Source organism: Bacillus sp. ILBB4, assembly GCF_035064545.1.
Lineage (GTDB): Bacteria > Bacillota > Bacilli > Bacillales > Bacillaceae_H > Priestia.
In genome coordinates this window covers 257,763-271,434 of record NZ_JAIQVD010000002.1, presented here as the reverse complement: position 1 = coordinate 271,434, position 13,672 = coordinate 257,763, and the positions used below count along the sequence as shown (strand labels likewise).

The following is a 13,672-nucleotide window of genomic DNA, read 5'->3' as shown; positions in this document are numbered from 1 at the left end:
TTAATACAAACGTTGGAGGAACGAACTATGAAAGCTTTGCAAAACAAAATTTTAACAGATGGTATCGTATTATCGGACACGGTTTTAAAAGTAGACACATTTTTAAACCACCAAATGGATCCTGTATTAATGAAAGAAATTGGAGAAGAATTCGCTTCGCGTTTTGAAGATGCAGGAATTACGAAGATTTTAACGATTGAATCATCAGGAATTGCTCCAGCGATTATGACCGCATTGAAGCTAAATGTTGAGATGGTGTTTGCTAGAAAAAGAAAATCTTTAACACTTCAAGACGGACTCATTACATCAAAAGTATACTCATTTACAAAAAAAGAAGAAAATGAAATTTCAGTTGCTGATAAATTTATTCAAGAAGATGACGTGATTTTAATTATTGATGACTTTTTAGCAAACGGCCAAGCTGCATTCGGCTTGATGGATATCGTGCAAAAAGCAGGTGCTAAAGTAGGCGGCATTGGTATTGTTATTGAAAAAGCGTTCCAAGATGGAGGAAAACAAATTCGTCAATCAGGCGTTAAAGTAGAATCATTAGCACGCATTCAGTCTTTATCAAATGGTAAAGTGACATTTGTTGAAGATAAACCAACAGTGGAGGTTTAATATGAATAAAGGAAAAGTCTTTTCACTTGGTTTACAGCATGTTTTAGCTATGTACGGAGGTGCGATTGTTGTTCCGCTTATTGTTGGAGGAGCCATTGGCTTGACTCAGCAGCAGCTTACGTATTTAGTGGCGATTGACTTATTTATGTGCGGTGTGGCAACGCTACTGCAAGTATGGAAAAATCGTTTTTTTGGAATTGGTCTTCCAGTTGTATTAGGGTGTACGTTTACTGCCGTAGGACCTATGATTTCAATTGGAGGTTCTTACGGCGTTTCCTCCATATATGGTTCTATTATCGTCGCTGGTTTACTCATCGTCCTTCTTTCTGCTTTTTTAGGTAAATTAGTTAAGTTTTTCCCTCCTTTAGTTACAGGTTCGGTTGTAACGATTATTGGAATTACGTTAATTCCCGTAGCGATAAAAGATTTAGCCGGAGGAGAAGGAAGTAAAGATTTTGGGAGCTTGAGCAATTTAGGTTTAGGTTTTGGCGTTTTACTATTGATTATTGTTCTGTATCGATTTACAAAAGGGTTTATGCGATCGGTCTCTGTCTTATTAGGATTAGTTGTTGGAACAATTGCTGCGTCTTTTATGGGGAAAGTTGATTTTTCCGGCGTAAAAGAAGAAGCGTGGGTTCATATGCCACATGTGCTGTACTTTGGGATGCCAACTTTTAATATTATGGCCATTCTGACAATGTTCCTTGTTTTACTTGTTGGCATTGTCGAGTCAACAGGCGTTTATTTTGCCGTTAGTGATATTTGTAAAAAAGAAGTGGATGAAAAAGATTTATCTAAAGGCTATCGTGCAGAAGGATTGGCGATTTTATTAGGCGGATTTTTTAACGCATTTCCTTATACAGCGTATTCTCAAAATGTAGGCCTTTTACAGTTGTCAGGTGTTCGCACAAGAAATGTTGTATTTGCAGCGAGTGGAATTTTAATCATTTTGGGTTTCCTACCTAAAATCGCAGCCGTGACGACAGTTATCCCGAGCTCTGTACTTGGAGGAGCAATGGTAGCTATGTTTGGAATGGTAATCTCTTCAGGTATTAAAATCCTTAGTCAAGTTGATTTAGCAAAACAAGAAAACCTTCTTGTGATTGCATGTTCGGTTGGTATGGGTCTAGGGGTGACGGTTGTACCTGAACTCTTCAAAAACTTACCAGAGAGTCTTCAAGTTCTTACTGGAAGCGGTATTGTAATGGGGAGTTTTACAGCAATCTTTTTAAACATTGTCTTTAATATGATGAAATCACCACGTACGCAAGTTGCAGAAACAAAGTTAACAAATGAAGTAGTATCGAAATAAAAAGAGGCTAAAACAAAAGTATTTTAGTTGAAAAGATCCGAACGATTAATCGTTCGGATCTTTTCATTGTCATGGTGCAACAAGCGATCCATAGTAGATCATTCATCTAATTTGTTTCTCTTTCCTATTAAGATCGTGTTTTGAAAAACAGCGTATAAAGCATTTTTCCCACGTCAGGGTTTTTTGCCACTAATGAAATTTCTCTTTTGAATTTGAAGTCTGTGATGGGTAAAGCTTTAATGTTTGAGCTTTGTAAATGGCGCATAAAAATTTCAGGTAGAATTGAAATACCTAAATTAGCTGAAATAAATCCCATAATGCTTTGAGCAAATTCAATTTCATTGGCAATGGGAATCTTTAAGTTATGACGATTGTACGCTTTTTCTACTAGTGTCCGAACATCGCACCCTGGGGGGAGAACTACAATGGGTTCTTCTTTGAAATCTTCAAATGATACGCTTTCTTTTTCGGCTAACGGGTGCTGATCATTCACAAATAAATAAAAGTCTTCTTTGAACAATAGTTTTGACCAGTAAGTATGTTGAATCTCTCGATCATCAAATAAAGCCCCGTCAATTTTATTGCTTTCTAACTGCTCTAACAAATCATAATAGTGATGCGAGGTTTTTATATCAATATGGCGATTGTGGTCTTCAGCAGAAGCCAGCTGATAAGGTAAGTAAAAAGCAGCCATACTCTGCCACGTTCCGATAGTTAAATCACAAGCTTCTTGCGTAGACACTAATTTTTTTTGAAGAGCATGAACGCTTGATAGTATGGATTCACCTTCCTGTAAAAGAATTTCACCTGCTGAGGTTAATTCTACTCCTGTAGCGGAGCGAATAAATAATGTTACTCCTAAATCTTCTTCTAGTTTTCTCATTTGCTTACTAAGTGCAGGCTGCGTCATATGCAGCTGTTCGCTTGCTTTGCTTAAGCTTTTTGTTTTGGCTGTTTCAATAAAAGACTTAAGCCATTCTGTTTTCATATTTATCACCTATAACCTTTTGTTATACCCATAGTATAGAAGGGAAGTTCTCATAAATCAATGAAGATGCTAGTGTATATAGTGTAGTTAACACAGCACAAAGAAATTCACACAACTAGGAGGATGAATGATGTATCCAAACAAACTATATATTAACGGTGAATGGACAACAACTGAAGAGAAAATTGATGTGATTAATCCAGCAACAAAAGAAGTTATAGGACAAATTCCAAAGGCAGGCGCAAAGGAAGCAGCACTTGCCGCTGATGCAGCGGCTGCAGCTTTTAAAACATGGTCGAAAAGAACCGCTCAAGAGCGCAGTGCTATTTTAATGAGATGGCATCAACTAATTGAAAATCATAAAGATGGACTAGCAGAAATTATGACAACGGAACAAGGCAAACCATTTGCAGAAGCAAAAGGTGAAGTGCAGTATGGGAATGATTATATTGCTTGGTTTGCTGAAGAAGGAAAGCGTGTATACGGTGAAACGATTCCAGCTCATCATACGCATAAACGTATTACGGTTAAAAAACAGCCTGTCGGCGTTGTAGCAGCTATTACACCATGGAACTTCCCTGCAGCAATGATTACGCGTAAAGTGGGCCCAGCTCTTGCAGCAGGATGTACAATTGTTCTCAAACCATCTGAAGAAACACCATTTACAGCATTTCGTTTAGTAGAGCTCGCAGAAGAAGCGGGAGTTCCAAAAGGTGTGATCAATGTTGTTACTGGAGATGCAGCAGCTATTGGCGACACATGGCAAAAAGACGGACGCATCCGAAAATTAACATTTACTGGTTCAACAGCGGTTGGTAAACATTTAATGCGCGGTGCTGCGGATACTGTGAAAAAATTATCGCTGGAATTAGGCGGTCACGCACCGTTTATCGTAACAGAAAATGCAGATTTAGACGCTGCTGTAAACGGCGTAATTGCTTCTAAGTTTGTCAACGCAGGTCAAACGTGCATCTGCACAAACCGCGTATATGTACAAGAATCCATTGCAGATGCTTTTGTTGAAAAATTTGCAGCAAAAACGGCGGAATTAACAGTAGGAAATGGATTAGAAGAAGGTACACAAGTTGGACCGTTAATTAACGACAAAGCGGTTGAGAAAGTAAAAGCACAAATTGCGGATGCAAAAAGCAAAGGAGCTAAAGTTGTGGTTGGCGGACAAGCTATAACAACTAAAAACGGTTTCTTTATGGAGCCGACAATTATTACAAATGTAACTGATGACATGAATTGCATGTTTGAAGAAACGTTTGGACCATTGGCACCTGTAGCAACATTCAAAACAGTAGAAGAAGCCGTAGAACGAGCAAACAATAGCCCTTATGGTTTAGCCGCTTACGTATTTACAGAAAACATTAAAGAAGCAACGTTTGTATCTGAAGAGTTAGAATACGGCATTGTAGGAGTAAATGACGCCTCCCCATCTGCAGCTCAAGCTCCATTCGGCGGCTTTAAAGAAAGTGGTCTTGGACGTGAAGGAAGTCATTACGGCATTGAAGATTATTTAGAAGTAAAATATATCTCAATGGGACTTTAATAAAAAGTAGAGGCTGGGACAAAAATATTTTATTCGAAGTGAAATACGAACTAGCAACTAATAATCAAAATTATTGGTTGTTAGTTCGTATTTTTTTGTTGTTAAGATGGACGTAGCTTTCATGTGTTTCGTTGTGTCCCAGCTTTTTTTATGAACTTTTGTAAAGAAAATTTGGAATAATAGTTCTTTAACGCAATTAATTGCATTTCTAGGATGTCTGTGCAAGAATAAATATTTCAAAAATGGTTTAGCTTTGTTTAAAGCATGGGTAATACAACAAATGCACATGATTGCTTGTTAGATGAAATGAAAAGCAGAACTTTACCACTGATAAATTACGCAAGCTAGAACCAAAATAGTAGTAATGAATAGTGAAAAATATAGGAGTTGATATAGATGATTACAGCAGAGAAAAACATAGTGAAATTTAAAGCAAAAGACGGACGTGAAGTCACTATTCGCCCCGCACAGGCAAGTGATGCGGAGCATATTACAACAGCGGTAAGAGAAATTATTGAGGCTGGGGAATTTATTCAAAAAGATGAGCCGCGCACAGTCCAAGAAGAGCAAGATTTTATTGCATCAGTAGAAAAGAACAATCACATGTACGTTGTAGCTGAAGTCGAAGGTGAAGTGCTTGGAATTGCACGTGTTCTTAGAGGCGAAATTAAAATGAAGCGCCACACGGGGCTCTTCCGTACATGGCTTATTTCAAAAGCACAGGGAATGGGGATAGGAAAACAATTTATGAATTATACGCTAAACTGGTGCAAAGAAAATAATCTTCATAAACTTTCTTTAACTGTGTTTGCTTCGAATAAAGTGGCATACGAATTGTATAAAAAGGTAGGATTTGAACAAGAAGGCGTTATGAAAGAACAAGCTTATTTCAACAATGAATATGTAGATGAAATCTATATGTCCATTTTCTTTTCATAAAAAATAAGCACTTATTTTCGTCAATCCATAAATTGTATCTGTACATTCAGATTATTTGCGCTATAATAAAAGTGCACAACAAACATACACTTCTTCAAAACGTAGACTTTCCTGAGTTACAGGAAAGTTTTTTTGTGTTTCGCCTCCATTCCACTAAAAAAGAATTGAATAAATCCCCAGCTATTACAAATATTAAATGTAACGCAATTAAAGAGGTGAAGTGTATGCCAAAGATTATCTCAGTTGGATTTGGAGTTCCCCCTTATGAATTAACCCAGCAAGACACGCTGCTATTTGCAAAAGAACTTTTTTCCGAATCGTTTAAAGATATTAATCGTCTGCTAACCGTTTTTCAAAATGGCCAAATTGAGAAACGTAATTTTGCCAAAGACTTATCTTGGTTTCAAGAAGATCATACATTCGAAGAAAAGAATGATGCTTTTATAGAATCTGCTGTTGAATTAGGTACAAAAGCAATTGAAGACTGCTTAACAAATAAGAACTATGTAAGTACCCCTTTGCCGTGTGGAGAAATTGAGGCTATTTTTTATGTTTCAACAAGCGGCTTAGCTACGCCTAGCATTGAAGCGCGAATTATGAATAAGCTTGCGTTCTCAGACCATACAAAAAGAATTCCTATTTGGGGATTAGGGTGTGCTGGAGGAGCGTCTGGGCTTTCAAGAGCTTATGAGTATTGCAAAGCCTTTCCGCGTGCCAAAGTCCTTGTTTTATCCATTGAGCTTTGCAGTTTAACTTTTCAGCGAAATGATCGTTCAAAAAGCAACTTAATCGGTACATCTTTATTTGCTGATGGAGTAGCGGCTGCTTTAGTCGCAGGTGACGAAGCTGACACCACTTTTGCCCTTGCAAAAAGCTATCCTTACATTTTACATACACAATCGACGCTCATGCCCAATTCAGAAGATGTAATGGGGTGGGAGATTAAAAATGATGGACTATTTGTTGTCTTTTCAAAAGATATTCCCACGATTATCGATTCGTGGTTAGGCGGAGAAGTTGAGTCATTTTTACAAACACAGCATTTGACCAGTCGGGATTTGAAGCATTTTGTTGCTCATCCTGGAGGAAAAAAAGTGCTTGAAGCATATGTATCAACGCTGTCGTTAAACGAAAATATGATTGCTGATTCCCTAGATGTACTTAAAAACCATGGAAACATGTCTTCGGCAACCGTTTTGTATGTGCTAGACCGCTTCATGAAGAAAGAAATTTCGAGTAAAGAATACGGTTTATTAACAGCTCTTGGCCCTGGATTTAGTTCTGAAATGCTTCTATTAGAGTGGAGGTAAAGCGATTGTTTTTTTATAGCTTTTTTGTATTTATTATCTTACAGCGTCTATGTGAATTGGTTATTGCCAAAAGAAATGAAGCTTGGATGAAGAAGCAGGGAGCATACGAAGCTGGTCAAAGTCACTACAAATGGATGGTAAGCATGCATGCCGCTTTTTTTGCTGCTCTTTTTACGGAAGTGTATGTGTTAAACGATGGAATGTATCACTTTTCTTTTTTGTTGTTTAGCTTTTTTGTGCTTGTGCAACTTGCAAGAATATGGGCTATTTCTTCGTTAGGAAAGTATTGGAATACAAAAATTATCGTTTTGCCTAATGCGAAGGTTGTGCTAAGAGGTCCTTATCGTTTTATGAAGCACCCTAACTATGCAGTAGTAGCGGCAGAATTGGTGTTAGTTCCGCTTATGTTTCAGGCATACTGGACGTTAGCTATTTTTTCTGTTTTCAATTTGTGTATATTAGCCGTCAGAATTCCCTTAGAAGAGCAAGCGTTAACGAATGAAACAAATTACGGCGAAGTGATGCAAAACAGGGGACGTTTCTTTCCTGTAAAAAAATCTTAAAACTAATTGAAAATGATTATCTTTCATGATAAGATAAAACAAATGATAAAGATTATCAATTTCATCAAGTAGAAACGGTGGTGGACGTAATGGTTAGTCTTTTTGTGATCGGAGCACTTGCTACATATGTTGGCGTCACAACGTATGTAATGAAAAATATTGAAAAAGCCCAAAAGGCGTAACATACATGCGATGAATAAAAAGTACGATGCAAAGCTGTCAAATTATTGACAGCTTTTTTTATTATTTTTGTAACTAAAAATTCAGTTTTTTATGGGAAAACGCATGCGAATCAAGTAAAATAGAGAAAGAATAAGCAGAAATGAAGATGGATAGAGAACATTTAAATACAGTCTTGAATGAGGCAAAAGGGGTAGAGTAATAATGGGTAAAGTGAGTGTGAAACATCAAGAAAATCTCCGATTGGAAGCATCTCTTTTTCATTTACATAAGCAATTTCAAGCAGCTGGAGATGAACAGCAGGCAGCAAAAGCAATACAGCTGTTAAAAAAGTGGGTGAACGGCGAATTTGTTGTAGCATTTTGCGGACATTTTTCGGCTGGAAAATCGAGCATGATTAACGAATTAATGGGGCAAGCAATTTTGCCTGCAAGTCCTATTCCAACAAGTGCAAACTTAGTATCAGTAAAAGCTGGGGATGAGCATGCAACCGTTTATTACCGCAAACAGCGGCCGGTGCGTTATGAAGCGCCTTATGAGTATGAGCAAATTAAGCAGTTTGCTGTGGATGGAGATGAAGTAGAGTCCATTCATTTATCGATAGATACAGATGCTATTCCTAAAAGTGTTGTGGTGATGGACACACCGGGAATTGATTCAACAGATGATGCGCATCGTGTATCGACCGAGTCAGCTCTTCACTTAGCGGACGTTATTTTCTACGTGATGGATTATAATCATGTGCAGGCAGAATTAAATCTTCAATTTGCAAAACAGCTGCAAGAAGCTAATAAAACGCTTTATTTAATTGTAAATCAAATCGATAAACACCAAGAAGATCAGCTAACATTTCAAGCATTTAAAGAATCTGTAGAAACGTCATTTTTAAAGTGGAATGTGAGACCAGAAGGAATCTTCTATACGTCGTTAAAAGAGCCAACCAACCGTCATAATGACCTTTCGTACGTAAAATCTCTATTACTTGCTATGATGACGGAAAAAGAAAACCGACATCAGCATATTCAACATGCGATGCAAATGTTAATTGACGATCACCTTGCCTTTATTGAGGACCAAGAAGAAGAAAAGTTAACGATTCATGACGAGCTGCGCCATAAGCTGACGCTTGAGAACCATGAAATGAATAAGCAGCAAAAAGAGCGGCTTCTCGAAAAAGAAGCGGAAATGAGGCGTGCTGAAAAGCAGCTAGCAGAAACGTACCAACAAGAAACAGGTAAGATACTAAGCAACGCCAATTTAACACCATATGAAATGAGAGAAAAAGCTAGGCTGTTTTTAGAAACGACAAAGCCTGATTTTAAAGTAGGTCTTTTATTTGCTAAGAAAAAGACCGAGGAAGTAAAAAAAGAGCGGCTGACGTTATTTTTTGATGATATGAAAGAACGAGCAGCCTCTCAGCTGCAGTGGCACTTGCAGCAATATGTGCAAGAGCTGGTGAAAAATCAAAATCTTACCGACCCGGATCTTATACGCCAGGTTCAGCAGTTTGAAATCCCGTTAGAGCCGCATGATTTAATTGAAACGGTAAAGGCAGGAGCTACGATTAATGGTGATTATGTTTTAACGTACGCAAAAGATGTAGCCGATCATATTAAGAAAAAAGCGACGCGATTATTATACGAGCTTTATGCGCAAATCGAACAGAGCAAAATCGAGCAAGATGAAGTAATGCGTGAAAAAATTTATCAACACTTGCAGGAATGTGAAGTATTTGAAGAAGCGTATACATCTCTTCAGGAAATGAAAGCAAAATTGGCACGTACAAAAGCTTTGCTTCAATCTTTACAGCAAACTGATGACGACCTAACGGCAGAAGATACAAACGAGTTGTCATATATGTTACAAGAAGAATATGAAACGGGCATCATGAAAGCTGAAGAAAAGCAAGAAGCTGTAAGTGAGCAGCAGTTAGTTTCACAGTCTCAGGAAGCTGTGCATAAAACAGGAACAGAAAAGGTTCTTCAAGATGTATCAGCTGTTCTCGAACAGCTCCGTTCATTTGGAAAGCTAGACCGCTTTATTAACAGGCTTCAAGAAAAGCGTAAAAAGCTATCAAATCAAACGTTTACCGTAGCTTTATTCGGAGCATTCAGTGCCGGTAAGTCATCTTTTGCTAATGCGTTGATTGGAGAAAGATTACTTCCAGTATCTCCGAATCCAACAACAGCAACCATCAATAAAATTATGCCTCCAACAGAAAAACGGCCGCATAAAACAGCTGTTGTGCAAATGAAAACAAACGAGCAGATGATCCAAGATTTAAATGGTGCACTTAAGCTGTTTCATCATGAAGTAGAATCAATTGACGAAGCGCTAACAATTATTCCAACCCTGCAGGCAACAGAAGAGCTGCAGCTGCATTTGTCGTTTTTACAGGCAGTAGAAAAAGGCTACGGCGAAGTCAAGCAGCATATCGGTTCAGAAGTAGTAGTGGATACAGAAGGATTTCATGATTATGTAGCCAAAGAAGAAAAAGCGTGTTTTGTTCAATTTATTAACCTGTATTATGACTGTGAATTTACTCGCTTAGGCATTACGCTCGTTGATACACCCGGAGCTGATTCAATCAATGCGAGACACACGGGAGTAGCGTTTGAGTATATCAAAAATGCAGATGCCATTTTATTTGTAACGTATTATAATCATGCGTTTTCAAAAGCTGACCGCGAATTTCTTATTCAGCTTGGCCGTGTAAAAGATGTATTTGCGCTTGATAAAATGTTTTTCTTAGTAAATGCAGCGGACCTAGCCAGTTCGGATACAGAGCTGCAGTTAGTTCAAACGTACGTAAAAGAGCAGCTTGAACAGTACGGTATACGCTTTCCGCGCTTATACCCGGTATCAAGCTTGCAGGCTTTGCAAAACCACGAGGATAAAATGTTTCTGCCATTCAAAAATGCGTTTTACCGCTTCATAAATTATGAATTACCAGAGCTGGCTATCCAAAGTGTTTATGCAGATTTCGAACAAATTTTAGCAGTTGCCAATGAAATGAAACAGGTGCAAACAAAATCAGAAGTGGATAAAAAGCGATACATTCAATCTCTTCACATAAAAAATGAGCAGGTAGCAGCAAAACTGCATGAAATTCATTTTGAATATGAACAACAGCAGTTTGACCGAGAATTAGAAGAGCTTTTATTTTATGTAAAAAAACGTCTGTTTGTGAGGTACGATGACTTCTTTAAAGAAGCCTTCAGTCCGGCAAACTTAAGGGATGATCGAGGTGAAAAGCAAAAGCAACTGCGCCTGTGTTTGCAGGAGCTGTTAACGTCTATTTCCTTCGACGCAACGCAAGAAGTGCGTGCGACCACTTTGCGAATCGAAAAATACATCGTAAAATTAATCGAAGACTGGCATCGAATGATCATTACAAAGCTACAGCGCTATGAACCGACGTTTACTCCAACGTTGAACTCGTTAGAGCCTCCAAATGGCAGTGAAGTTGTGACAAGTCATCAATTTGATGAGAATGAATCGTATCAAAAAGAGCTTTCACTGTATAAAAACAATAAAAGCTTTTTTGAAAAAAATGAGAAAGTAAAGCTTCACGCTGCTTTACTAGAACGTATTAAGCCGGATGTTAATCACTACATTGCGAAAGAAGAAGCCGCTCTTCATTCACACTATACCCATTTAGTGAATCAGTACGCTTTAGCGCATAAACAGTCTGTATCTGAAGAATGGTATGATTATTACAAACAGCTGCAAGCGGCCGTGTCTGAAGAATTTCCAATTCAAGAGTTGGTAAGTACAATGACGGTGCTAGAACATGTATTGGAGGAAAGAAAGGGTCATTAATTTTTATGTCTACACACATAAATAAACGTTTACAGGAAATTGAAAAAGAATATAATGTAGAAATTTTGTTTGCATGTGAATCAGGCAGCCGTGCTTATGGACTCGACACGTCAGCGAGTGATTTTGACGTCCGCTTTATATACAAGTATAAAGCATCATGCTATCTTCATCTCAATAGACCTCAAGAGGTCATTAATGTAGCAGAAGGCAATTATGATATGCAAGGGTGGGATTTGTACAAAACCGTTTATTTGTTTACAAAATCAAACCCTTCGCTTTATGAGTGGCTATGGTCGCCTTTTGTTTATTATCAGAAGCCATCGTTTGCTGAGCCACTGCGGCAAATGATGGCTCAATCATATTCCTTAAAAGCACTGGGGTATCATTATTTTAAAATTTTAACGATAAATAGTAAAAGAAATCTGACATCTTCTGTTACAATAGAGGATATAAAAGTGATGCTTCAACTGATTCGTGCATTTTTATCACTGAAAGTAGTAGTAAAGCAGCGCAGTTTCCCTGTCATTTTATTTGCCGATTTATGTAAGCAGGCAAATCTCGACGATAGGCAGCAATCCATCATTGAGCAATTTGTACAGTGCAAGATAAGCGGGAAAGTTGCTTTTAATGAAAAGATGAAAAACTTTTTGGACAGCATTAAGAAAGAAACTGCAGCGATAGAAAAAAGCTTAAAAGAATTACCGGAAAAGCAAATCAGTTATGAGGACATTAACTTATTTTTACTAACTCAGCATAATATAATGGAGGAACGAACATGAGTGTACATAAAGAAATTTCAGCACATTCTAAAAAACAACACGAATTAGTACGTACTTTTGCCAGTTTAGAAGCTCGACGCGAGCAAGCTATTGAAGCAGCTGTGCTTCTTTGCAAAGAAGGGAAACCCTTTTCTGTAGACGGTATTAATGCTGTAACAGCAGAAATTAATGAGCTGTCTCAAAAATATACCATCATTCCAGGCCGTAAAGTAGTGACAGAAGAAATGGTTAAAGAGTACGTAGCAAGAATATAAACGTGCTAAGCTCTGGTGTTTTTACCTTAATTTGAACAGGATATGACGTGCCGCTTGATCCATACTAATAGTGTACCAACGAGGTACAAATAGGGGGAGATAGCGATGGGTCGTCAAAAATTAGGTAATAAAAATGCGCAAGCGAATAACAATGCAAAGCATAATTATAACCAAGAGTTCTCTTCTGAGTTTAAAGCAAATCAGGCTCAAAAAGCAAAGCGTGCAAAAAGTGCAAATGACACTTATGCTGGGGAGTTTGCTTCTGAGTTCAACGTGCAACAAAACCAAAACAATTCTGTTAACAAGAAGTTAGAAGCTAATAAAAGTGCAAATAATCAATATGGCCAAGAATTCGGCTCTTATGCTGAAGTTGAATCTGCCAAAATGAATAATGCTGCACAAAAAAAGCGTAAAAAATAACAGAACTGTTTCCAAAAGCGCCGGGATTAGTCTGCTCTGTCAGCAGATTAGCCCGGCGTTTTTTGTTGGGCAATATTTGCTTGGGTACGAGATGTCAATCCATCGCAAACTATAGATGAGGTGAAGCAATATGAATAAAGGAATTGTCATTGCTCTTTCATCAATCGGTTTAGCCCAAGCCTTAAAAATCCCAATTAAAAAGTATCAAACAGGAAAATGGGATATGCGGATGATTGCTGCGTCGGGTGGAATGCCCAGCTCTCATTCAGCCGGCGTATCTTCTTTGGCTACCTATGTAGCGTTAAAAAGAGGTGTTTCTACGATTGACTTTGCGTTAGCATCTGTTTTTGGAATTATTGTGATGTACGATGCACAAGGAATTCGAAGGCAGACTGGCGAAATTACTATTAAAGTGAATACGTTAGATGAAGAAATTGAAAAGCTTGCGGGTCTTCCAGACGGAGGCTTTCACGATTTGACGGAACAGCGCTTGAAAGAAATGCTTGGGCATCAGCCCGAAGAAGTGATTGGCGGAGCCATTTTAGGAGTAGCACTTGGAGCAATTGGCTATTTTTTAGAAGGGAAATCATAGTCAAATAGCCAAAAGTAAGCTAAGATAAAGAAGAACCTTTGCAAAAGGATGGGACGAAAAAGTGACAAAAACAGTTCAAACCGTTGAAGAGTATCTTCTTTATCTTGGAGAAAAAGGCTTTCATTTAGCAGAAGATGCACGTGGATTTATTTCATTTGGTCAGCAGTATACGCGTGCAGCTGACGAGATGGTCATATTTACAATTGAATGGACACTAAAAGTACAAAAAGAATTTGACGGCAGTTTTTTTGTATCGCTCCTCGAGAATTTGACATCAAATCGTATTAGCAATCAAAAACAAGCCATTCAATATTTAAAGTCATCAGGTATGATTTAA

At 38.0% G+C, this 13,672-nt stretch carries 13 protein-coding genes; 12 read left to right on the top strand and 1 reads right to left on the bottom strand.

From position 1 onward, the window contains the following. Positions 1–27: 27 nt before the first annotated feature. Both LAV82_RS07605 and LAV82_RS07600 read left to right on the top strand, forming a co-directional pair. Positions 28–621, top strand: a complete 594-nt coding sequence (locus LAV82_RS07605; RefSeq protein ID WP_013056157.1) for a xanthine phosphoribosyltransferase — start codon at positions 28–30, stop codon at positions 619–621. A gap of 1 nt (position 622) precedes the next feature. Further along, positions 623–1,933 carry a nucleobase:cation symporter-2 family protein gene (locus LAV82_RS07600; protein WP_013056158.1) on the top strand — a complete coding sequence of 437 codons (1,311 nt, stop codon included), beginning with the start codon at positions 623–625 and terminating at the stop codon, positions 1,931–1,933. A gap of 127 nt (positions 1,934–2,060) precedes the next feature. On the opposite strand, the gene LAV82_RS07595 is transcribed toward LAV82_RS07600, so the two are convergent. Continuing rightward, positions 2,061–2,921 (bottom strand): LysR family transcriptional regulator, encoded by an 861-nt coding sequence (locus LAV82_RS07595; RefSeq protein ID WP_055988981.1) that lies wholly within the window; start codon positions 2,919–2,921, stop codon positions 2,061–2,063. A 130-nt stretch (positions 2,922–3,051) separates the two neighbouring features. Here LAV82_RS07595 and LAV82_RS07590 point away from each other — a divergent pair, with 130 nt between their 5' ends. The 10 genes from LAV82_RS07590 (at position 3,052) to LAV82_RS07545 (ending at position 13,672) form a co-directional block, all read left to right on the top strand. Next, on the top strand, positions 3,052–4,476 hold the full coding sequence (locus tag LAV82_RS07590; RefSeq protein WP_499715835.1) for an NAD-dependent succinate-semialdehyde dehydrogenase: 1,425 nt from the start codon (positions 3,052–3,054) through the stop codon (positions 4,474–4,476). 396 nt (positions 4,477–4,872) lie between these two features. Then, positions 4,873–5,415, top strand: a complete 543-nt coding sequence (locus LAV82_RS07585; RefSeq protein WP_013056162.1) for a GNAT family N-acetyltransferase — start codon at positions 4,873–4,875, stop codon at positions 5,413–5,415. Positions 5,416–5,639: 224 nt separating this feature from the next. Next, positions 5,640–6,725, top strand: coding sequence for a type III polyketide synthase (locus LAV82_RS07580; RefSeq protein ID WP_013056163.1), 1,086 nt, complete (start codon positions 5,640–5,642; stop codon positions 6,723–6,725). A 5-nt stretch (positions 6,726–6,730) separates the two neighbouring features. After that, on the top strand, positions 6,731–7,288 hold the full coding sequence (locus LAV82_RS07575; RefSeq protein WP_013056164.1) for an isoprenylcysteine carboxyl methyltransferase family protein: 558 nt from the start codon (positions 6,731–6,733) through the stop codon (positions 7,286–7,288). Positions 7,289–7,672: 384 nt separating this feature from the next. Beyond that, positions 7,673–11,290, top strand: coding sequence for a dynamin family protein (locus tag LAV82_RS07570; RefSeq protein WP_499715834.1), 3,618 nt, complete (start codon positions 7,673–7,675; stop codon positions 11,288–11,290). Between the two features lie 5 nt (positions 11,291–11,295). Then, positions 11,296–12,069, top strand: a complete 774-nt coding sequence (locus LAV82_RS07565) for a nucleotidyltransferase domain-containing protein (protein ID WP_211078123.1) — start codon at positions 11,296–11,298, stop codon at positions 12,067–12,069. Further along, positions 12,066–12,323: a DUF2533 family protein gene (locus tag LAV82_RS07560; protein WP_013056167.1), complete on the top strand. Its 258-nt coding sequence runs from the start codon at positions 12,066–12,068 to the stop codon at positions 12,321–12,323. Before LAV82_RS07565 ends, LAV82_RS07560 begins: the two co-directional genes overlap by 4 nt. A 105-nt stretch (positions 12,324–12,428) precedes the next feature. Then, positions 12,429–12,743: a hypothetical protein gene (locus LAV82_RS07555; RefSeq protein WP_013056168.1), complete on the top strand. Its 315-nt coding sequence runs from the start codon at positions 12,429–12,431 to the stop codon at positions 12,741–12,743. A gap of 130 nt (positions 12,744–12,873) precedes the next feature. Then, positions 12,874–13,335, top strand: a complete 462-nt coding sequence (locus tag LAV82_RS07550; protein WP_013056169.1) for a divergent PAP2 family protein — start codon at positions 12,874–12,876, stop codon at positions 13,333–13,335. A 61-nt stretch (positions 13,336–13,396) separates the two neighbouring features. Then, positions 13,397–13,672 carry a DUF6123 family protein gene (locus LAV82_RS07545; protein ID WP_211078122.1) on the top strand — a complete coding sequence of 92 codons (276 nt, stop codon included), beginning with the start codon at positions 13,397–13,399 and terminating at the stop codon, positions 13,670–13,672.